The sequence below is a fragment of the Streptomyces sp. NPDC020884 genome (assembly GCF_044333935.1).
Taxonomy (GTDB): Bacteria; Actinomycetota; Actinomycetes; order Streptomycetales; family Streptomycetaceae; genus Streptomyces.
The window spans coordinates 373,587-394,347 of the sequence record NZ_JBIRRY010000003.1; the positions used below are offsets into that span (position 1 = coordinate 373,587).

Genomic DNA, 20,761 nt, shown 5'->3' on the forward strand with positions numbered 1-20,761 from the left:
CCGCGCCCGGCCGGGGTCTCGGCGTCCGACACGGCTCCACCCGCCCTCCGGCTCCGGCGCACCGGTACACCGGAGCCGGTACGCGCCGGACCAGCATCACCCGGCTCACCGGGCCCGGCCACCGCTGGACGGCAGAGGCGTGAACAGCGGAAGCGTGACGGCGGGGGCGTGACGGCCGCGGGCCGCGGCGGGGCCCTGCGTCATACTGAACCGCCGGAACACAGGGGGGCGTTCAGCACATGCAGCACGGAGCGGACGGCAGCAGCCTGCCGGAGCGTATCGGCGGGTACACGGTGGAGCGGGAGCTGGGCGCCGGCGGGATGGGCACCGTCTATCTGGCGCGTTCGCGCGGCGGGCGGGCGGTGGCGGTGAAGGTGGCCCGCCCGGAGCTCGCGAGCGACCCGCACTTCCGGGAGCGGTTCCGCGCCGAGGTCGCGGCCGCGCGCAGCGTGGGCGGCTTCCACACGGCCCCCGTGGTGGACGCGGATCCTGCGGCGGCGGCGCCCTGGCTGGCCACGGCGTACGTTCCCGGGCCCACCCTCGCCGGGCTGCTGGAGGCCGAGGGGCCGATGGACGAGGTCCGGCTGCGGCAGCTGGGGGCGGCGCTCGCCGAGGCGCTGGCGGCGATCCACGGCTGCGGGCTGGTGCACCGCGATCTGAAGCCCGGCAACATCATCATGGCCCCGGACGGTCCTCGGGTTCTCGACTTCGGCATCGCGCGGGCCCTGGAGTCGACCCGTCTGACGGCGACCGGCATGGCGTTCGGGACGCCGGGGTTCCTGGCCCCCGAGCAGGCCCAGGGGGAGGCCGTCAGCGGCGCCGCCGATGTGTTCGCGCTGGGTGCGGTGCTGGTCGCGGCGGCGGGTGGCAGCGCGTTCGGGGCGGGCACGCCGATGGGCATGATGTACCGGTCGGTGCACGAGCCGCCGGACCTGGCCGCCGTGCCGGAGGGGCTGCGTCCGGTCCTGGCGGCGTGTCTGACCAAGGCCCCGGACCAGCGGCCCACCCCGGCGGGCCTCCTGGACCTGTTCGTACCGGACGCCCCGGCCGATGCGCCCGCCGCGGCGTACGCCCCCACGGTGGCGGTGCTCCCGCCGCCGCCGTCGTACGCCCCGTCCAACGCCTTCCTGCCGCACCAGGCCCCCACCGAGCCCGTCCTGGCGGGCGGTGTGCCGCCCGCCGCCGGCTTCGCCGACCTGACCTTCGTGGCGGTCGGACCGGGAAGTTCGCTCCTGGTCGACGAGGAGGGCGTCACGCTGGGCCCGGAGAACGCGGAGGTGCACTACACCTGGGCCCGGATCAGCACCGTGACGTACGCGGCCGCGGGCCCCAAGCACCTCCAGGTCGTCGTGCACCTGCACCACGGCGCGGCCCACCCGTGCCTTCTCGCCGCCGGGAGGCGCTCCCGCCTCCAGGCGTGGCTGGACGACCTGCCGCTGGCCCTGGAGGCCTTCGGGTAGGCGGAGCGGCTCTCCTCAGTACCCCGGCGCGCGCAGCGAGCGCAGGACGTGGTCCACCAGGGCCGCGACCGTCGCCTCGTCCTGGACGGGCTTGCGCAGCACATGGCGGTAGTAGACGGGGCCGTACAGCATCTCCACGGCCAGCGGGAGGTCCGCGCCGGGCGGGATCTGGCCCTGTTCCTGGGCGCTGCGCAGCCGGCCGATCGCTTCCTCCACGCGTGGGTCGACCAGTTGCTCGCGCAGTTGCTGGGCGAGCAGGTCGTCGTGGTGCAGCTCGGAGAGGATGCCCGCGTAGGCGGGGCCGAACGGCGGCACCGAGAGCAGTTGGACCGCGCCGGCGACATGGGTGCGCAGGTCGGCGCCGATATCGCCGGTGTCCGCGAACGGGGTGGCGTCGATCAGGGCGTCGGTGAACGCCTCCAGCAGCACCGCGCCCTTGGACGGCCACCAGCGGTAGATCGTCTTCTTGCTGACCCCGGCGCCGGCCGCGATGGCCTCTATCGTGACGTGCCCGTACCCCCGCTCCGTACAGAGGTCGAGAGCGGACCACAGGATCGCGCGGCGTGCCCGTTCGCTGCGGCGCACACTGCTCGGTGATGTGATCATTCGGTGAGCATAGGGGGGTTCCAGCCAATCTCTTGTTGACATCTCGTCGCCAAGGACCGAACAATACCCAGGCGGAAACGGAACGTACCGTGTCGCTTCGTTCCTCTTGTCCGCACCGTTCGTGCCGTTCGTGCCGCGACGAGCCGATCGGGGGACGGCTCGCCCGGCCGACGGCGCGGACGGGTTCCCGCCGATCCGATCCGGCCAGGAGAGACGCCCTCCCCGGACGGCCCTCCCGGAGCGCCCCCCTCAGGCCGTGATGTCCTTGGCCGTGAAGCGGGCCCAGGCCGCCGAGCCGAACACCGCGACGTACAGCCCCTGCAACTGGAAGTTCTTGATCAGGTCGTCCCAGTGGACGGGTTCGCGCAGGACGTCCGCGAAGGACATCCAGTAGTGCGCGAACAGATAGGGATGCACGCCGCTCAGCTGCGGGATGCTGTCCAGGATCTGCACGGTGATCAGCAGCCCGACGGTCGCCGCCATCGCCCCGATCCCGCTGCCGGTCAGCGTCGAGACGAACAGCCCGAGCGCGGCGAACCCGGTCAGGGAGACGGCGACGACCAACGCCGTCAGCGCCGCCCGCACCAGCCCCTCGCCGAAGCCGATCCGGGTCCCGGAGATCGTGGTGACCTCGCCCACCGGGAACAGCAGCGCGCCCACCGCCAGCGCCGACGCCGCCACGACCAGGGTCGCGACCAGGCAGAAGGCCAGGACGGAGACGTACTTCACCAGCAGCAGCCGCGTGCGGCCCGCCGGGGCGACCAGCAGGTAGCGCAGCGTGCCGCTGCTCGCCTCCCCCGCGATGGAGTCGCCCGCGACGACGCCGACGGCCATCGGCAGGAAGACCGGCAGCGTCGCGGCGAGGGCCGCGAAGACGAGGAAGAGGCCGTTGTTGGTGACCTGGGCGAGGAACGCCGGGCCCGCCCCGCCACCGCCCGTCTCGCCCGCCCCGCCACCGCCGCCGCCCGTCTCGATCCGGACCGCGATCCCGATGAGGGCGGGTACGGCGGCGAGGACGCCGAGCAGGGCGAAGGTCCGGTGGCGGCGGAGCAGGGTGGTGATCTCGGACCGGAGGAGGCCCAGCGTCCACAGCGGACCTCGGGGACGCACCGGGTCGCGGGGACGCACCGAATCGCCCGGACGCGCCGGATCGCCGGAACGCGCCGGACCGCCGGGACGCACCGGATCGCCCGGACGCGCCGGATCAGCCTCAGCCTGCGACATCGAATCCCTCTCCCGTGAGTGCGACGAAGGCGTCCTCCAGCGAGCCCCGCTCGACGCCGAAGAACCGCACCCGCACCCCGGCGCCCACCAGCGCCGCGTTGAGGTCGGCGAGGTCCACGGCGGCGGGCGGGGCGTCGGCGGTGAGCCGGTCGCCGTCGGCGCTCAGGCCGGTGAGCCCGTGCTCCTGGAGGATGCGGGCGGCGTCCCCGGGGTCGGGGGTGGTGACGGCGAGCCGGCCCCGGGCGCCCGCGGCGAGGTCGGCGACCGGGCCCTGGACGATCAGCCGGCCCCGGGCCATCACCGCGGCGTGCGTGCAGACCTGCTCGATCTCGTCCAGCAGGTGGGAGGAGAGGAACACCGTGGTGCCCTCGGCCGCCAGCTCCCGGACCAGGGAGCGGATCTCGCGCATGCCCTGCGGGTCGAGGCCGTTGGTCGGCTCGTCCAGGACCAGCAGCCTTCGCGGCCGGAGCAGGGCAGCGGCCAGCCCGAGGCGCTGTTTCATGCCGAGCGAGTACGCCTTGGCCTTCTTGGCCGATGCGGCGGCGAGCCCGACCCGCGCCAAGGCCTCGTCGACGCGGGCCCGGCGGGTGCGCGGGTCGGCGGTGGGGTCGGCCCGGTCGTACCGCAGGAGGTTGTCCCGGCCGTTCAGGAAGCCGTACAGCGCGGGCCCCTCGATCAGCGCGCCGACCTGCGGCAGCACCGTACGGGCGGCTCCGGGCATCGGGCGGCCGAGCACCTCGGCGGTGCCGGACGTCGGGTCGATGAGGCCCATCAGCATCCGGATCGTGGTGGTCTTCCCGGAGCCGTTGGGGCCGAGGAAGCCGAAGACGCTGCCGGCGGGCACGGTCAGGTCGAGGCCGTCCACGGCGAGCTGGCCGCCCCGGTAACGCTTGGTCAGGCCCCGGGTGCGGATGACCGGCGCGAGGTCCTCCGCGCCTCCCGCGCCCTGGACGCCTCCCGCGCGCGCCGCCGCTGTCCCCGTCGTCGTCATCCCGGTCGCCCCTCTCCCGTCCGCGTGTCCTGTCCGCGTGGCCGGCGGCCCCACGGCGCTGCCGCCCCGCCGCACGGTGTGCGACGGGGCGGTGTCCTGCGCCGGTCACCCGGCAGGGCGAGCGCCGAGGGCGTGTCCTACTTGGCGGCGGCGTCGGCGGCGCGCACCAGCGCGTCCTTCGTCACCGCTCCGACGTAGACCGAGCCGTCGTCCGTCAGCAGGGCGTTGACCAGGCGCGTCTTGAAGACCGTGCCCGAACCGAACTTCCCGGTGACCTTGTCGCCGAGCGCGTCGAGCAGGCCCTGCGCCTCGGCCGGGACGTCGCCCGAGCCGGCCTCGGGGAGACCCTTGCCGCCGGGGGTCTTGATCTCGGCGATCGAGGTCCAGCCCTCGCCGATGACGTTGAGGCCCTCGAAGCCGTCCAGCTCGGCGAGCTGCCCGGGGAGCGCCTTCTGCGCCGCGCCCCGCTCGTCCTTGCCGGTCTCCAGCTCGTCGGCCTCGGTCACCTTGGCGCCCTTGGGCGGCGTGAAGGCGAACGTGGACGCGGCGGGCTGGGAGAAGTCGACCTTGGTGAACCCGGCGTCGACCACGGCCTTGCCGCCGCTCGCCGCCGACAGGGTGAACTTCAGCGGTACGCCGTTCTCGGCGTCCACGGCGATACGGATCGAGCCGAACGTCGAACCGGACTGCTTCGGCTTGATCAGCAGCTGGTACGCGTCCCGCCCGGCGACCTGCGCCGTGCCGTCCACGGTGACCGATGTGGTGTCCCCGGCCGCCGCGAGCGCCTGCTCGGCGAAGTCCTTCGGAGTGGCCGGCGCGCCCTTGGGGGCCTTCGGGGCCTTCTTGGCGCCGTCCGCCCCGTCCCGGCCCTCGGGGGCCTCGGCGTGGTAGACCTCGTCGGACTGGCTGTCGTACGCCCAGACCTCGCCCTGGTTGTGGATGAGGCTGTACTCGGAGGCGTCCCCGAGGATGGAGAGCTTCTGCCGCTCCGGGCCGTCGGCGGCCACCCGCAGCGTGTGCGTGCCGGACGTCAGCTCCATGAGCTTGTCCTGCGGGGCCGCCGCGCCGCCGTCCTTGTCGCCGCCCTTGCCCGCGCCGCCCGGTACGAACGAGCCGGCGAGGCCGTCGAGGGGCAGGCCCAGGTCGGCGCTGATCTTGAACGTGCCGGAGAGCTGCTCCTCGTCGGAGGCGGCGATCCTCTCGATGAGCTCCTGCGCGCTGATCTTCGGCAGGTCCGGGTCGCCGGTGTTCGCGAGCGCCGGGACGAGGCCGATGGTGGCGGCCGCCACCCCCGCGACCGCGACGGGGACGATGTAGCGCGTCGCCTTTCGGCGGCCCACGACAGTGCCCGTGGCCTCGCCGGTGGTCTCTGCGCTGTCGTTCGGGTCCATGTGTGCCCTACCTCCGTGGTCGCGGCTTCCGTTGGTATCCATCTGACCAAAACGGACGGCCTCAAGCGTCAGCCCGGGGGATCAACTCCGCCTACTGCTCCGGTATGACAACCGGACGGGGCATCCGCGCCATCCAGTAGGGGTAGGCCACCGGATGACGCCGCGTCACCGCACGCCGGCACGGGCTCAGCCCGCGCGGTGCACCACGGCGTCGCACAGCTCTTCCAGCGCGGCCTTCGCATACCCCTCGGGCAGCGGGGCGAGCGTGGCGCGCGCCTCCTGGGCGTAGCGCACAGTGTCCTGGCGGGCCTGCTCCAGCGCCGGGTGGGCGCGCAGCCGGCGCAACACCTCGACCAGGGTGTCGTCATTGCTCAGGTCGGAGTCGAGCAGTTCGACAAGCTCCAGGTCGTCGGGCTGGCCGAAGGCCGCCGCCTGGGCGCGCAGCCGCAGGACCGGGAGCGTCGGGATGCCCTCGCGCAGGTCGGTGCCGGGGGTCTTGCCGGACTCGTGGGAGTCGGAGGCGATGTCGAGGACGTCATCGGCGAGCTGGAAGGCGATGCCGAGCCGCTCCCCGTACTGGGTGAGGACGTCCACGGTCCGCTCGTCGGCCCCGGCCATCATCGCGCCGAACCGGCCGGACACGGCGACGAGCGAGCCGGTCTTGCCGCTGAGCACGTCCAGGTAGTGGTCGACCGGGTCGCGGCCGTCGCGCGGGCCCGCGGTCTCCAGGATCTGGCCGGTGACGAGCCGCTCGAAGGCCTCGGCCTGAATGCGGACGGCCTCGGGGCCGAGGTCGGCCAGGATGTGGGAGGCGCGGGCGAAGAGGAAGTCGCCGGTGAGGACGGCGACGGAGTTGCCCCAGCGGGTGTTGGCGCTGGGCACCCCGCGCCGCACGTCGGCCTCGTCCATCACGTCGTCGTGGTAGAGCGTGGCCAGGTGGGTCAGCTCGACGACGACGGCGGAGGGGACGACGCCCGGCGCGTCGGGATCGCCGAACTGTGACGCGAGCATGACCAGGAGAGGGCGGAACCGCTTGCCCCCCGCACGCACCAGGTGCTGGGCGGCCTCCGTGATGAAGGGCACATCGCTCTTGGTGGCTTCGACCAGCCCCGCCTCGACAGCGGCCAGGCCCAACTGGACATCGGTCTCAAGAGACTGGTCCCGCACGTGCAGTCCGAACGGCCCGACGACGGTCACGAGGGCATCTCCTGTCTGCTGACGATCACACGCAATGTCGATGTGTCGCTGTCTTCACTCAACTCAGCGTATCCGGTCCCCTTTGGATCACCGTGGGCGGCTTCCCGCCGCCACCGGTATGTTCGTGATCAGCTCATACGATCAGGAGTACCCGCTTTGTCCCACAGCACCGCCGACACCGAGCCGGCCCACCCCCCGCCCGAGGACGATCACGCCTTCTTCGGCCAGCCACGGGGGCTGATGACCCTGTCCGGCCTGGAGGTCTGGGAGCGGTTCTCGTTCCTGGGGATGCAGGCCATCCTGGTGCTGTTCTTCGCCGACACGGTGGCGAACGGCGGCATGGACATGGACCCCGGCACCGCCGCCTCCGTCTCCGCCGCCTACGGCACGCTGGTCTATCTGGTCTCCGTGGCGGGCGGCTGGCTGGCCGACCGGATCCTCGGCTCGTACCGCGCCGTGCTGTACGGCGGCATCCTCATCGCGTGCGGCCACTACTGCATGGCCGTCCCCACCGACGCCATGACCTGGGTGGGCCTCGGCCTGATCAGCGCCGGAACGGGCCTGCTCAAACCCAATGTCGCCTCCATGGTCGGCAAGCTCTACCGCACCGACGACGAGCGGCGCGACGCCGGCTTCGCCCTCTACTACATGGGCATCAACATCGGCGCCTTCGCCGGCCCGCTGATCACCGGCTGGCTCGGCGAGCACCTGAGCTGGCACTGGGGCTTCTCGGCCGCCGCGATCGGCATGACCTTCGGTCTGATCCAGTACGTCGCGGGCCGCCGTCACCTGGCCGGGCGTAAGCACGCCGCCGAATTCGCGCTGGCCCCCGACGCGATGCGCCGCGCGGTCCGGCTGATCATCGGCGGGGCCGTCGTGGTCGCCGTCCTCGCGACCGCCCTGACGCTGGCGGGCTGGCTGACCATCGACCGGTTCGTGGACGTGCTCACGGTGATCTCGATCATCGCCCCGATCACCTACTTCGTCGTGATGTTCAGGAGCCCCCGGGTCACCGCCGAGGAGCGCGGCAGGCTGCGCCCGTACGTCGTGCTCTTCCTGGGCTCGGTCGTCTTCAACTTCATCCTGTTCCAGGCGTACTCGACGATGATCCTGCTCGCCTCGACCAACGCCCGCACCGAGGTCCTCGGCTTCACCTTCCCGGCCAGTTGGTACGCCTCCGCGCTCGGCGCCTTCGAGGTCGCGCTCGCCCCGGTGGTGGCCGCCACCTGGGTCAGGATGGGCAAGCGCCAGCCGCACGCCTCCAACAAGATCGCCTTCGGCGTGATCCTCGGCGGGCTCTCCTTCCTGCTGATGGTCCTGCCGACCTCCGGCCACGCGGGCGACACCTACAAGATGGCCGCCTGGTGGATCGTCGGCTCCTATCTGCTGCTCGGACTCGGCGACGTCCTGCTGGAGACCTCCGGCCTCTCCGCCAGCAGCAAGCTCGCCCCGAAGGCCTTCGCCAGCCAGACGATGGCCCTGTGGTTCCTGTCGCTGGCCGTCGCCAACGGCATCCAGGCCCAGGTCGTGAAGCTCTACGGCGAGGTCTCCAACCCGGCGTACTTCGGCGTCAACGGAGCCATCGCGGTGGCGGTCGGCATCGCGATGATCCTCGCCGCCCCCTGGCTGAGGCGCACGATGCACCCCGTCCGCTGAGCGCGTCCTCGCACCCCGTCCCCCACCGAGGTGACCCATGAACATCACGACCGAGTTCCCGTACGAGACGACCCACGAGGACGTGTACATCCCGCTGCCCGACGGCGCCCGGCTCTACGCCCGGATCTGGCGGCCGCTGACCGACGAACCGGTCCCCGCCCTGCTGGAGTACCTGCCCTACCGGCTCGGCGACTGGACCGCGCCCCGCGACTGGCAGCGCCACCCCTGGTACGCGGGCCACGGCTACGCCTCCGTACGGGTCGACGTCCGGGGCCACGGCAACAGCGAGGGGCTGCCGGGCGACGAGTACGACGCGCAGGAGCTGCGGGACGGGGTCGCCGTCGTCCACTGGCTGGCCCAGCAGGAGTGGTGCTCCGGCCGGGTCGGGATGTTCGGCATCTCCTGGGGTGGCTTCAACTCGCTCCAGATCGCCGCGCTCGCCCCCGAGCCGCTGAAGGCGATCGTCACCGTCTGTTCGGCCGACGACCGCTACGACAACGACGTCCACTACATGGGCGGCTCGGTCCTCGCCGTGGACATGCACGCCTGGGCCGCCACCATGCTCGCCTTCGTCTGCCGCCCGCCGGACCCGACGCAGGTCGGCGACGGCTGGAAGGAGATGTGGCTGAAGCGGCTGGAGGCCGTCGACCCCTTCATCCACACCTGGCTGGCCCACCAGAGCCGCGACGCCTACTGGAAGCACGGCAGCGTCTGCGAGGACTACGGCGCGATCAAGGCGAACGTGCTGGCGGTCGGCGGCTGGCACGACCCCTACCGCGACACCGTCCTGCGGCTCGTGGAGCACCTCGACCCGGAGCGGGTGCGCGGGCTGATCGGCCCCTGGTCGCACCAGTACCCGGACCGGGGGCTGCCGCCGGGACCCGCGATCGGCTTCCTCCAGGAGACGCTGCGCTGGTGGGACCAGCACCTCAAGGGCAAGGAGACGGGCGTGATGCGGGAGCCGCTGCTGCGGTCCTGGATCAGCGGCTCGCACCCGCCCGCCACCGTGTACGAGACGCTGCCGGGCCGCTGGGTCGGGGACGCGAGCTGGCCCTCGGAGAACGTCTCCCCGGTGGCGTACGCCCTCCAGGGCGGCGAGCGGATCGTCGCCTCGCCGCAGCAGACCGGCCTGGACGCCGGGCGCTTCTTCCCGTTCGGCAACGACGCGGACCTGCCGCCGGACCAGCGGGACGAGGACGCGAAGTCGGTGTCGTTCGAATTCCCCGTCGAGGATGCGCCGATCGAGATCCTCGGCCGCCCCCGGGTGAAGCTGCGCATCCGGATGGACGTGCCGCGCGGCCAGGCCATCGCCCGCCTCTGCGACGTGGCGCCCGACGGCTCCTCCACCCTGGTCACCCGGGGCGTGCTCAACCTCGCGGCCCGGCACGGCCGCGACCGCACCGACGACTGGCCCCCGGGCGAGACCGAGGACGTGGTCTTCGACCTCAACGGCATCGGGCACACCTTCCCGCCCGGCCACCGCATCCGGCTGGCCGTCTCCTCCTCGTACTGGCCCTGGATCTGGCCGCAGGCCGGCTCGGCGGGCTTCACGCTCGACGCCGACGGCAGCTTCGTCGAGCTGCCGGTGCGCCGCCACACCGAGGACCCGGCGATCGCCTTCGGCGAACCGGAACAGTCCGAACCGCTCGGCGTCGTCCACCCGGTCACGCTGGACGAGCCGCGCCCCGAACGCCTCGTCGTCCGCGATGTCGCCGAGGGCGCCTGGCGGCTGGAGGTCGACCCCCGCTACGGCGGTACGCGGGTCTACCCCGACGGCCTGGAGTTCACCGAGGACGCCCTGGAGACGTACACGATCCAGGAGGACGACCCGCTCTCCGCGCGGACCCGCTCCGACTGGCGGATCCGGCTGCACCGCCCGGAGGCCGCCTGGGACGTGGAGATCGAGACCCGCTCCGAGATCTCCGCCGACGAAAACGACTTCATCACCTCCGACGAGGTCATCTGCAAGGACGGCGAGGAGGTCGTCTTCCACCGCACCTGGGAGAAGCGCATCCCGCGCACGGCGGGCTGAGCAGCCTCCCGGTCGCACCGTCGGGTCCCCCGGAATTCCGGGGGACCCGACGAACTTTCCGGGCAATACACACAGTTGGGGATAGTCAGGGCGCTGCCGCTGGGTAGGAGCACCGACGTAACGTGTCCTCCACGCGACCTGGAAAGCGAGGCAGCACCACATGCCCGAGCAGAGCAGCCCGCTCGATCTGGCCGAGGGCGACCCCTTCGGCCCGCACAACCTTCCGTACGGTGTGTTCTCCACCCCCGACCACCCCGACGACCGCCGGGTCGGCGTCCGCATCGGCAACCACGTCCTGGACGCCGGGGCCGCCGCCCACGCACTGGGCTCCCCCTACGCGGGGCTGCTCGCGCAGCCGAGCCTGACGCCGCTGCTCTCGGCGGGCCGCACCGCCTGGCGCGACGTGCGCCGCGCGCTCACCGCCTGGCTGACCGTCCCCGCCCACCGCGCGGACATCGAGCCGCTGCTGTACCCGGTGGACGCGGTGACCCTGCACCTGCCGTACGAGGTCGCGGACTACGTCGACTTCTACGCCAGCGAGCACCACGCCACCAACGTCGGGAAGATCTTCCGGCCGGACGGCGACGCGCTCACCCCCAACTGGAAGCACCTGCCGATCGGTTACCACGGCCGCTCCGGCACCGTCGTGGTCTCCGGCACCGACGTGGTGCGGCCCAGCGGCCAGCGCAAGGCCCCCACCGACCCGGCCCCCGTCTTCGGGCCCTCGGTGAAGCTCGACATCGAGGCCGAGGTCGGCTTCGTCGTCGGCGTCCCCTCCGCCCAGGGCGCCCCGGTGCCGCTGGCCGACTTCCGCGAGCACGTCTTCGGGCTCTCGCTCCTCAACGACTGGTCCGCGCGCGACCTCCAGGCCTGGGAGTACGTGCCGCTCGGCCCGTTCCTCGGCAAGTCCTTCGCCACCTCCGTCGCCGCCTGGGTCACCCCGCTGGAAGCGCTGGACGCCGCCCGCACCGCGCCCCCGGCCCGTGACTTCCCCCTCCTGCCCTACCTCGACGACGCCGAGGACGAGGAGCCGGGCGGCTTCGACATCCGGATCACCGTCGAGATCAACGGCCAGGCCGTCGCCGAGCCGCCGTTCGCCTCGATGTACTGGACGGCCGCCCAGCAGCTGGCCCATATGACGGTGAACGGCGCGTCGCTGCGCACCGGCGACCTGTACGGCTCCGGCACGGTCAGCGGCCCCGAGCCCGCCCAGCGCGGCTCGCTCCTGGAGCTCACCTGGAACGGCCGCGACGTCCTCGAACTCCCCGAGGGCAAGCGGACGTTCCTGGAGGACGGCGACACGGTCACGCTGACCGCCTGGGCCCCCGGCCCGCACGGCACCCGCGTGGGCCTCGGCGATGTGACCGGAAGGATCGTCTCCGCGCCATGACGCACGACGCCCCCGAGCTGACGCTGCCCGAGGAACTGATCCTGCTCGCCCTGGACCCGGACCGGGGCAAGCCGATATGCGTGGCCCGCAACCTGGCGTTCGGGACCGCCGGTGCCGTCCTCGCGGAGCTGGAGCTCCAGGGCCGCATACGCGAGGAGCGCGGCCGGGTCCACGTGGTGAACCCGCTGGACCCGGCCGACCCGCTGCTCGCCGCCCTGCTCCGGACCCTGGACCCGCCGGCCAAGGGCCGCCGCCGCTCGGGGACCCGCGCCCGGCGCTGGGTGGGTGACTACGACCGGTACGTACAGGAGAAGTACCTGGACTCCCTGGTCGAGCGCTCCGTCCTGTCCCGGCGGACCCACCGCTTCCTCGGCCTGTTCCCGTACCACCGCCACTTCCCGGGCGTGCCGGACCTCTCGCGGGGCGTCCTCGACCGGTTCGCTGCGGCCGAGGCGGCCGGGTACCCGGAGCACCGCGACCGGGTGCTGGCCTCCCTGGTCTCGGCGATCGGCCTGGCCGGTGAACTGACCCGCCTCGGCCGCACGGGCCGGACGGTCATGAAGGCCATGCGCCGCTCCGAGTGGACCGCCGTGGCCGTCCGCTACAACGTGAAGCAGAACGAGACCGGCGACGGCTGGAGCGGCTTCAGCGGGAGCGGGGGCGGGGGCGGGAGCAGCGACGGGGACTAGGGGGGTCGGACGCCCCCTGGGAGAGCCGGTCAGCGGCGCGAGAGGCGTTCATACGTTCGGGGGAGCCTCATCCGGTTCCCGCCGGATACGCTGGTCGGGCCCGCGAGACTCCTCCCCATGGGAGCAATGATGAGCATCGAACCCGAGGCCTCCGAGCCGCGGTGGGCGGTCCCGCCCGAGGGCGGCTGGACCGCCGATGACCTGGACACACTCCCGAATCTGCCTCCGCATACGGAGCTGATCGACGGGAGCCTCGTTTTCGTGAGTCCGCAGACCCTTTTCCATTCGCGAGCGGTCGACTTCTTCAACTGGCAACTGCAGTCCCTGGCTCCGCCCGAGCTGGAGGTCGTGCGCGAGTTCACCATCGACATCGACCGCTACAACCGGCCCGAGCCCGATGTGATCGTCATCGACGGTGACGTCATCCAGGACCCGAACCAGACCCGGTTTCCCGCCGGGTCGGTGCGCCTCGCCATCGAGGTCGTATCTCCGGAGTCCCGGTCCCGCGACCGGGAGACCAAGCCCGTGAAGTACGCCCGCGCGACGATCCCCCACTACTGGCGGGTGGAGAACCACGACGGGCGTGCCGTGGTGTACGTCTTCGAGCGGGAGCCGGCCACCGGCGCGTACACCTCGACGGGGATCTTCCACGACCGGATGAAGGTGTCGGTGCCGTTCGCCGTGGACCTGGACCTCACGGCGATCACTCCACGCCGCCGGGCGGGGGACCTGAGCTAGGTCCCGCCGCCCCTTCCCACCGCCCGGTACGCCTCACTCGTACTCGGGCGGTTCCTCGTCCCAGCCGAACTCGGGGTCGCTGTGCTGCGGGGCCGGGGCGACCGGGGCCTTGGTGGGCGCCGGGGCCTTGGTGGGCGCCGGGGCCGCCGGACGGGACGCGGGCACGGGGGCCGCGGGAGCCGGGGCCGACGCCTCCGGGGACGCCGGTGTCGCGCCTCCCGGTGTCCGGGCCAGGACCTCCAGCACGCCCTCCCCGTACGTCGCGAGCTTCTTCTCGCCCAGGCCGCTGACGCCGCCCAGCTCCGCGAGCGAGGCCGGGTGCAGGGTCGCGATCTCGCGCAGCGTGGCGTCGTGGAAGATGACGTACGCCGGGACGCCCTGCTCCTTCGCCGTCGCCCCGCGCCAGGCGCGCAGCGCCTCGAAGACCGGGACGGCGGACTCGGGAAGATCGGCGACGGCCGCCTTGCCCTTGGCGCCCCTTCCTCCGCCGGCGGAGGAGGACGACCGGGACGTGGGCTTCTTGGGCTCCTTGCGGAGCAGCACGTCCCGCTCCCGGCCCAGGACCGTCGCGCTCTCCTCGGTGAGGACCAGCGTGCCGTACTCCCCCTCGACCGCGAGCAGGCCCTGAGCGAGCAGCTGGCGGACCACACCGCGCCACTCCGCCTCGGCCAGCTCCTCGCCGATGCCGAAGACGGAGAGCTGGTCGTGGTCGAACTGGATGATCTTGGCGGTCTTGCGGCCCAGCAGGATGTCGATGATCTGGCCGGCGCCGAACTTCTGGTTCCGCTCGCGCTTCAGCCGGACCACCGTGGAGAGCAGCTTCTGCGAGACGACGGTGCCGTCCCAGGTCTCCGGCGCGGTCAGGCAGGTGTCGCAGTTGCCGCAGGCGGGGGCCGTGGGCTCCTGGCCGAAGTAGGTCAGCAGCTGGGCCCGGCGGCACTGGACCGTCTCGCACAGGGCCAGCATCGAGTCCAGGTGGGAGGCGGCCCGGCGGCGGAACGCCTCGTCGCCCTCGCTGCCCTGGATGAGCTTGCGCTGCTGGACGACGTCCTGGAGTCCGTACGCCATCCACGCCGTCGACGGCTCCCCGTCACGGCCCGCGCGGCCGGTCTCCTGGTAATACCCCTCGACGGACTTGGGGAGATCGATATGGGCGACGAAGCGCACGTCCGGCTTGTCGATGCCCATGCCGAACGCGATCGTCGCGACGACGACGAGCCCCTCCTCGCGGAGGAAGCGCGCCTGGTGGGTGGCGCGCGTGGAGGCGTCCAGGCCCGCGTGGTAGGGAACGGCCTCGACGCCGTTGCGGCAGAGGTACTCCGCGATCTTCTCGGTGGAGTTGCGCGAGAGGCAGTAGACGATGCCCGCGTCCCCGGCGTGCTCCTCCTGCAGGAAGGTGAGGAGCTGCTTCTTCGGGTCGGACTTCGGCACGATCCGGTACTGGATGTTCGGCCGGTCGAAGCTCGCGACGAAGTGCTTCGCGTCCGGCATGCCGAGGCGGCGGGTGATCTCCTCGTGCGTGGCGTGGGTCGCGGTCGCCGTCAGGGCGATGCGCGGCACGTCCGGCCAGCGCTCGCCGAGCACGGACAGGGCCAGGTAGTCGGGGCGGAAGTCGTGGCCCCACTGGGCGACGCAGTGCGCCTCGTCGATCGCGAAGACGGAGATCTCGCCCCGGGCCAGCAGGGAGAGGGTGGAGTCCAGGCGCAGCCGCTCGGGCGCCAGATACAGGACGTCCAGCTCGCCCGCGAGGAACTGCGCCTCCATCGAGCGGCGCTCGTCGAAGTCCTGCGTGGAGTTCATGAAGCCGGCCCGGACGCCGAGCGCCCGCAGGGCGTCGACCTGGTCCTGCATGAGGGCGATCAGCGGTGAGACGACGACGCCGGTGCCCCGTCGGACCAGGGACGGGATCTGGTAGCAGAGGGACTTTCCGCCGCCGGTGGGCATGAGCACGACCGCGTCGCCGCCCGCGACCACATGCTCGATGACCGCGCCCTGCTCCCCGCGGAACGACTCGTACCCGAAGACGCGGTGCAGCGTCCGCCGCGCCTCGCTCTCGCCGCCCGTGTCGGTGTCGGTCACCGTCCCGGTCACATCCATGGTCACACCCAATGCTCTGTCCCCCGAGGTCCGCACGTCCCGGCCCTGTCCCGTCTGGTTCCGTCCCCGACCACGATAGGCGGCTCCTACGACAGCGCCGGACGGTCCTGTGGATAACGGGACCGTCCGGCGCTGCTGTCGTCCATACTGCGCGGGCTACCGCACGAACACGCCCGCCTGGCTCGCCAGGTCCAGGAAGTACTGCGGGGCCAGGCCCAGCACCAGGGTCACGGCGACGCCGACCGCGATCGTCGTCATGGTCAGCGGGGACGGGACGGCGACCGTGGGGCCGTCCGCCTTCGGCTCGCTGAAGAACATCAGGACGATCACCCGGATGTAGAAGAACGCCGCGACGGCGGACGAGAGCACACCCACGACCACCAGTCCGCCGGCGCCGCCCTCGGCAGCCGCCTTGAACACCGCGAACTTGCCCGAGAACCCGGAGGTCAGCGGGATGCCCGCGAAGGCCAGCAGGAACACCGCGAAGACCGCGGCGACCAGCGGCGAGCGACGGCCGAGCCCGGCCCACTTCGACAGGTGGGTGGCCTCGCCGCCCGCGTCCCGCACCAGCGTGACGACGGCGAACGCGCCGACCGTCACGAAGGAGTAGGCCGCCAGGTAGAACAGGACCGAGGAGATGCCCTCCGGGCTGGCCGCGATGACGCCCGCGAGGATGAAGCCCGCGTGCGCGATCGAGGAGTAGGCCAGCAGCCGCTTGATGTCGGTCTGGGTGATCGCGACGATCGCGCCGCCCAGCATCGTGAGGATGGCCACCGACCACATGACCGGCCGCAGGTCCCAGGTGAGACCCGGCAGCGCCACGTACAGCAGGCGCAGCAGCGCGCCGAACGCGGCGACCTTGGTGGCGGCGGCCATGAATCCGGTGACCGGGGTCGGGGCGCCCTGGTAGACGTCCGGGGTCCACATGTGGAACGGGACCGCGCCGACCTTGAAGAGCAGGCCGGTCAGGATCATCGCGCCGCCGATCAGCAGCAGCGCGTCGTTGCCCATGGTGTCGGCGAGGGCCGGGTCGATCTCCAGGACCGAGCCGTCGACGACGTTGGCGATGTCGGCGTACCCCAGGGAGCCCGAGTAGCCGTAGAGCAGGGCGATCCCGAAGAGCAGGAACGCCGAGGAGAACGCGCCGAGCAGGAAGTACTTCACGGCCGCCTCCTGCGACATCAGCCGCTTGCGGCGGGCGACGGCGCACAGGAGGTAGAGCGGGAGCGAGAAGACTTCCAGCGCGATGAAGAGGGTCAGCAGGTCGTTGGCGGCCGGGAAGACCAGCAGCCCCGCCACCGAGAAGAGGAGCAGCGGGAAGACCTCGGTGGTGGTGAACCCGGCCCGCACCGCGGCCTTCTCGCTGTCGCTGCCCGGCACGGCCCCGGGCTGGGCGGCGAACGAGTCGACCCGGGCGCCGTCGGACGCGGGGTCGAGCCGGCGCTCGGCGAAGGTGAACACCGCCACCAGGGCGACCAGAAGGATCGTGCCCTGGAGGAACAGCGTGGGGCCGTCGATCGCGATGGCTCCCACCGCCACGATCCGGGCCTCCGTGGTGCCGTATCCGTCGGCCGCGAGGCTGACGATCGCGGCGAACGAGGCGGCGACCGCCACCACGGTCAGGATGAGCTGGGTGTGGTAGCGGGCCCGGCGTGGCACGAAGGCCTCCACCAGGATGCCCAGGACGGCTGCGCCCACGATGATCAGGACGGGCATCAGCTGGGTGTACTCGATCTTCGGTGCCGTGAACGAGTCCCCCGGTGCCGCCGATGTCACCCCGCTCACCGTCGTCCACAGACTGTGGACAGCTGTTGCGCTCACTTGGCGGCCTCCACCTCGGGCTGGGGGTCCTTCTTCTGTACGTCGGACATGGTGTGCTCCACCGCCGGGTTGACGACCTCGGTGAGCGGCTTCGGGAAGACGCCCAGGAAGATCAGCACGGCGATCAGCGGAAGCGCGACCGCCAGCTCACGGGCCTTGAGGTCCGGCATGGACCGGACCGATTCCTTCACCGGCCCGGTCATCGTGCGCTGGTAGAGGACCAGGACGTAGAGCGCGGCGAGCACGATGCCGGAGGTGGCGATGATGCCGGCCACCGGATACGCGCTGAACGTGCCGACCAGGACCAGGAACTCACTGACGAACGGAGCCAGTCCGGGCAGCGACAGGGTGGCCAGGCCGCCGATGAGGAACGTGCCGGCCAGCACGGGGGCGACCTTCTGCACCCCGCCGTAGTCCGCGATGAGCCGTGATCCGCGCCGGGTGATGAGGAATCCGGCGACCAGCAGCAGCGCGGCCGTCGAGATCCCGTGGTTGACCATGTAGAGCGTGGCACCCGACTGGCCCTGGCTGGTCATCGCGAAGATGCCCAGGACGATGAAGCCGAAGTGCGAGATCGAGGCGTAGGCGATGAGCCGCTTGATGTCGCGCTGGCCGACCGCGAGCAGGGCCCCGTACACGATGGAGATCAGCGCCAGGGTGATGACCACCGGCGTCGCCCACTTGCTGGCCTCCGGGAAGAGCCCGAGGCAGAAGCGGAGCATCGCGAAGGTGCCGACCTTGTCGACGATCGCGGTGATCAGCACGGCGACCGGGGCGGTCGCCTCGCCCATCGCGTTCGGCAGCCAGGTGTGCAGCGGCCACAGCGGGGCCTTCACCGCGAAGGCGAAGAAGAACCCGAGGAACAGCCACCGCTCGGTGCTGGTCGCCATCTCCAGGGAGCCGTTGGCGCGGGCCTCGGCGATCTCGGAGAGCGAGAAGGTGCCCGCGACCACGTAGAGGCCGATGACCGCGGCCAGCATGATCAGGCCGCCGGCCAGGTTGTAGAGGAGGAACTTGACCGCCGCGTACGAACGCTGGGTCGCGGCGTTCTCGTCGGTGCCCGCGTGGGCCCGGTCGCCGAAGCCGCCGATGAGGAAGTACATCGGGATGAGCATGGCTTCGAACAGGATGTAGAAGAGGAAGACGTCGGTCGCGACGAACGACAGGACCACCATGGCCTCGACCATGAGGATCAGGGCGAAGAAGCCCTGCGTGGGACGCCAGCGCGAGGACTTCGTCTCCAGGGGGTCGGCGTCGTGCCAGCCCGCGACGATGACGAACGGGATCAGCAGCGCGGTGAGGGCGAGAAGCGCCACCCCGATGCCGTCCACGCCCAGTTCGTAACGGACGCCGAAGTCGGCGATCCAGGCCCGGGATTCGGTGAGCTGGTAGCGGTCACCGCCCGGTTCGAAGCGGATGAAGACGATCGCCGCCAGGACGAGCGTGCCGAGCGAGAAGAACAGCGCGAGCCATTTGGCCGCGGTGCGCCGCGCGGCGGGGACGGCGGCGGTGGCGATGGCGCCGATCGCCGGGAGCGCCGCCGTCGCGGTCAGGAGGGGAAAGGACATGTGATCAGACCGCCCTCATCAGCAGGGTCGCGGCGATGACGACTGCCGCACCGCCGAACATCGAGACCGCGTAGGTGCGGGCGTAGCCGTTCTGCAGCTTGCGCAGCCGGCCGGAGAGTCCGCCGACCGAGGCGGCCGTGCCGTTGACGACGCCGTCGACCAGGGAGTGGTCCACGTAGACCAGCGAGCGGGTGAGGTGCTCGCCGCCGCGGACCAGGACCACGTGGTTGAAGTCGTCCTGGAGAAGGTCGCGGCGGGCGGCCCGGGTGAGGACCGAGCCGCGCGGGGCCACGACGGGCACGGGCTTGCGGCCGTACATCGCCCAGGCGATCCCGACCCCGACGACCAGGGCCACCACGGTGGCTCCGGTGACCGTGGCCGCGCTCAGCGGGGCGTGCCCGTGGTCGTAACCGGTCACGGGCTCCAGCCAGTTGATGAACCGGTCGCCGATCGCGAAGAACCCACCGGCGAACACCGAGCCGAAGGCCAGCACGATCATCGGGATCGTCATCGACTTCGGGGACTCGTGCGGGTGCGGCTCGTGGCCCTCGGCGTCGGGCTGCCAGCGCTTCTCGCCGAAGAACGTCATCAGCATCACGCGCGTCATGTAGAACGCGGTGATCGCGGCGCCCAGCAGGGCCACGGAGCCGAGGATCCAGCCCTCGGTGCCGCCCTTGGCGAAGGCCGCCTCGATGATCTTGTCCTTGGAGAAGAAGCCGGACAGGCCCGGGAAGCCGATGATGGCCAGATAGCCGAGGCCGAAGGTGACGAAGGTGACCGGCATGTACTTCCGCAGGCCGCCGTACTTGCGCATGTCGACCTCGTCGTTCATGCCGTGCATGACGGAGCCCGCGCCGAGGAAGAGCCCGGCCTTGAAGAAGCCGTGCGTCACCAGGTGCATGATCGCGAAGATGTAGCCGATGGGGCCGAGGCCCGCGGCCATGATCATGTAGCCGATCTGCGACATCGTCGACCCGGCGAGGGCCTTCTTGATGTCGTCCTTCGCGCAACCGACGATCGCACCGAAGACCAGCGTGACCGCGCCGACGATGACGACGACCATCTGGGCGTCCGGGGCGGCGTTGAAGATCGCGCCGGAGCGGACGATGAGATAGACGCCGGCGGTGACCATGGTCGCGGCGTGGATGAGGGCGGAGACCGGGGTCGGGCCCTCCATCGCGTCGCCGAGCCAGGACTGCAGCGGCACCTGGGCCGACTTGCCGCAGGCGGCCAGCAGCAGCATCAGCCCGATGGCCGTCAGCTTGCCCTGGCTCGTCTCGCCCGCCGACTCCAGCACCGGCCCGAAGGCGAAGGTGCCGAAGGTGGTGAACATCAGCATGATGGCGATCGACAGGCCCATGTCGCCGACCCGGTTGACCAGGAAGGCCTTCTTCGCGGCGGTGGCCGCGGTGGGCTTGTGCTGCCAGAAGCCGATGAGCAGGAACGACGCCAGACCGACGCCCTCCCACCCGACGTACAGCAGCAGGTAGTTGTCGGCGATGACCAGGATGAGCATCGCCGCGAGGAACAGGTTGAGATAGCCGAAGAAGCGGCGCCTGCGCTCGTCGTGCTCCATGTAACCGATGGAGTAGATGTGGATCAGCGTGCCCACACCGGTGATGAGCAGGACGAACGTCATCGACAACTGGTCGAGCTGGAAGGCGATGTCGGCCTGGAAGCCCTCCACCGGAATCCAGCTGAACAGGTGCTGGTGCAGGGCCCGGTCCTCGGCGCCCTTCCCCAGCATGTCGGTGAACAGGATGAGTCCGACGACGAACGAGGCGCCGGCGAGCAGGGTGCCGAGCCAGTGGCCGGTCTTGTCCAGCCGGCGTCCGCCGCAGAGCAGGACCGCCGCTCCGAGCAGGGGCGCCGCGACGAGCAGCGCAATCAGGTTCTCCACG

The 20,761-nt window shown here is 71.6% G+C and carries 15 protein-coding genes; 6 read left to right on the forward strand and 9 right to left on the reverse strand.

The features are described from left to right. Positions 1 to 239 precede the first annotated feature (239 nt). Positions 240 to 1,460, forward strand: a complete 1,221-nt coding sequence (locus ACH4UK_RS12660) for a serine/threonine-protein kinase (RefSeq protein ID WP_398356020.1) — start codon at positions 240 to 242, stop codon at positions 1,458 to 1,460. A gap of 15 nt (positions 1,461 to 1,475) precedes the next feature. On the opposite strand, the gene ACH4UK_RS12665 is transcribed toward ACH4UK_RS12660, so the two are convergent. From ACH4UK_RS12665 to ACH4UK_RS12685, 5 genes are all read right to left on the reverse strand, one after another. Next, the gene (locus tag ACH4UK_RS12665; protein ID WP_398356021.1) at positions 1,476 to 2,066 is read right to left on the reverse strand and encodes a TetR/AcrR family transcriptional regulator; all 591 of its coding nucleotides are present in this window, start codon (positions 2,064 to 2,066) and stop codon (positions 1,476 to 1,478) included. Positions 2,067 to 2,315: 249 nt separating this feature from the next. Next, complete coding sequence (locus tag ACH4UK_RS12670; RefSeq protein ID WP_398356022.1) at positions 2,316 to 3,290, reverse strand: ABC transporter permease; 975 nt, start codon at positions 3,288 to 3,290, stop codon at positions 2,316 to 2,318. Beyond that, positions 3,277 to 4,281 carry an ABC transporter ATP-binding protein gene (locus ACH4UK_RS12675; protein WP_398356023.1) on the reverse strand — a complete coding sequence of 335 codons (1,005 nt, stop codon included), beginning with the start codon at positions 4,279 to 4,281 and terminating at the stop codon, positions 3,277 to 3,279. Before ACH4UK_RS12675 ends, ACH4UK_RS12670 begins: the two co-directional genes overlap by 14 nt. A 137-nt stretch (positions 4,282 to 4,418) precedes the next feature. Beyond that, positions 4,419 to 5,672, reverse strand: coding sequence for an outer membrane lipoprotein carrier protein LolA (locus tag ACH4UK_RS12680; protein WP_398356024.1), 1,254 nt, complete (start codon positions 5,670 to 5,672; stop codon positions 4,419 to 4,421). Positions 5,673 to 5,858: 186 nt separating this feature from the next. Further along, positions 5,859 to 6,869 carry a polyprenyl synthetase family protein gene (locus ACH4UK_RS12685; RefSeq protein WP_398356025.1) on the reverse strand — a complete coding sequence of 337 codons (1,011 nt, stop codon included), beginning with the start codon at positions 6,867 to 6,869 and terminating at the stop codon, positions 5,859 to 5,861. A gap of 156 nt (positions 6,870 to 7,025) precedes the next feature. On the opposite strand from ACH4UK_RS12685, the gene ACH4UK_RS12690 reads away from it, so the two are divergent. The 5 genes from ACH4UK_RS12690 to ACH4UK_RS12710 all read left to right on the forward strand — a co-directional run bounded on the left by ACH4UK_RS12690 (position 7,026) and on the right by ACH4UK_RS12710 (position 13,374). Next, positions 7,026 to 8,525 (forward strand): peptide MFS transporter, encoded by a 1,500-nt coding sequence (locus tag ACH4UK_RS12690; protein ID WP_398356026.1) that lies wholly within the window; start codon positions 7,026 to 7,028, stop codon positions 8,523 to 8,525. A 37-nt stretch (positions 8,526 to 8,562) separates the two neighbouring features. Then, positions 8,563 to 10,557, forward strand: a complete 1,995-nt coding sequence (locus ACH4UK_RS12695; RefSeq protein WP_398356027.1) for a CocE/NonD family hydrolase — start codon at positions 8,563 to 8,565, stop codon at positions 10,555 to 10,557. Between the two features lie 160 nt (positions 10,558 to 10,717). Further along, on the forward strand, positions 10,718 to 11,947 hold the full coding sequence (fahA, locus tag ACH4UK_RS12700) for a fumarylacetoacetase (protein WP_398356028.1): 1,230 nt from the start codon (positions 10,718 to 10,720) through the stop codon (positions 11,945 to 11,947). Beyond that, positions 11,944 to 12,636, forward strand: a complete 693-nt coding sequence (locus ACH4UK_RS12705; protein WP_398356029.1) for a GPP34 family phosphoprotein — start codon at positions 11,944 to 11,946, stop codon at positions 12,634 to 12,636. Before fahA ends, ACH4UK_RS12705 begins: the two co-directional genes overlap by 4 nt. Before the next feature lie 129 nt (positions 12,637 to 12,765). Next, entirely contained in the window at positions 12,766 to 13,374 is a 609-nt protein-coding gene (locus tag ACH4UK_RS12710) for a Uma2 family endonuclease (RefSeq protein ID WP_398356326.1), read from the forward strand. A 33-nt stretch (positions 13,375 to 13,407) separates the two neighbouring features. Here ACH4UK_RS12710 and recQ read toward each other — a convergent pair whose 3' ends face one another. From recQ to nuoL, 4 genes are all read right to left on the reverse strand, one after another. After that, positions 13,408 to 15,471, reverse strand: a complete 2,064-nt coding sequence (recQ, locus tag ACH4UK_RS12715; protein WP_398356030.1) for a DNA helicase RecQ — start codon at positions 15,469 to 15,471, stop codon at positions 13,408 to 13,410. A 156-nt stretch (positions 15,472 to 15,627) separates the two neighbouring features. Beyond that, positions 15,628 to 17,292, reverse strand: a complete 1,665-nt coding sequence (nuoN, locus tag ACH4UK_RS12720; RefSeq protein ID WP_398356031.1) for an NADH-quinone oxidoreductase subunit NuoN — start codon at positions 17,290 to 17,292, stop codon at positions 15,628 to 15,630. After that, the gene (locus ACH4UK_RS12725) at positions 17,289 to 18,860 is read right to left on the reverse strand and encodes an NADH-quinone oxidoreductase subunit M (protein ID WP_398356032.1); all 1,572 of its coding nucleotides are present in this window, start codon (positions 18,858 to 18,860) and stop codon (positions 17,289 to 17,291) included. Before ACH4UK_RS12725 ends, nuoN begins: the two co-directional genes overlap by 4 nt. A gap of 4 nt (positions 18,861 to 18,864) precedes the next feature. Beyond that, positions 18,865 to 20,760 (reverse strand): NADH-quinone oxidoreductase subunit L, encoded by a 1,896-nt coding sequence (nuoL, locus tag ACH4UK_RS12730; protein WP_398356033.1) that lies wholly within the window; start codon positions 20,758 to 20,760, stop codon positions 18,865 to 18,867. Position 20,761: the final 1 nt, after the last annotated feature.

What these genes read in the sequence shown, in the direction of transcription:
- ACH4UK_RS12660 (WP_398356020.1), top strand. Translation starts at nt 240, where the DNA reads ATGCAGCACGGAGCGGACGGCAGCAGCCTGCCGGAGCGTATCGGCGGG.
- ACH4UK_RS12665 (WP_398356021.1), bottom strand. Translation starts at nt 2,066, where the DNA reads ATGATCACATCACCGAGCAGTGTGCGCCGCAGCGAACGGGCACGCCGC.
- ACH4UK_RS12670 (WP_398356022.1), bottom strand. Translation starts at nt 3,290, where the DNA reads ATGTCGCAGGCTGAGGCTGATCCGGCGCGTCCGGGCGATCCGGTGCGT.
- ACH4UK_RS12675 (WP_398356023.1), bottom strand. Translation starts at nt 4,281, where the DNA reads ATGACGACGACGGGGACAGCGGCGGCGCGCGCGGGAGGCGTCCAGGGC.
- ACH4UK_RS12680 (WP_398356024.1), bottom strand. Translation starts at nt 5,672, where the DNA reads ATGGACCCGAACGACAGCGCAGAGACCACCGGCGAGGCCACGGGCACT.
- ACH4UK_RS12695 (WP_398356027.1), top strand. Translation starts at nt 8,563, where the DNA reads ATGAACATCACGACCGAGTTCCCGTACGAGACGACCCACGAGGACGTG.
- fahA (WP_398356028.1), top strand. Translation starts at nt 10,718, where the DNA reads ATGCCCGAGCAGAGCAGCCCGCTCGATCTGGCCGAGGGCGACCCCTTC.
- ACH4UK_RS12705 (WP_398356029.1), top strand. Translation starts at nt 11,944, where the DNA reads ATGACGCACGACGCCCCCGAGCTGACGCTGCCCGAGGAACTGATCCTG.
- ACH4UK_RS12710 (WP_398356326.1), top strand. Translation starts at nt 12,766, where the DNA reads ATGAGCATCGAACCCGAGGCCTCCGAGCCGCGGTGGGCGGTCCCGCCC.
- recQ (WP_398356030.1), bottom strand. Translation starts at nt 15,471, where the DNA reads ATGGATGTGACCGGGACGGTGACCGACACCGACACGGGCGGCGAGAGC.
- ACH4UK_RS12725 (WP_398356032.1), bottom strand. Translation starts at nt 18,860, where the DNA reads ATGTCCTTTCCCCTCCTGACCGCGACGGCGGCGCTCCCGGCGATCGGC.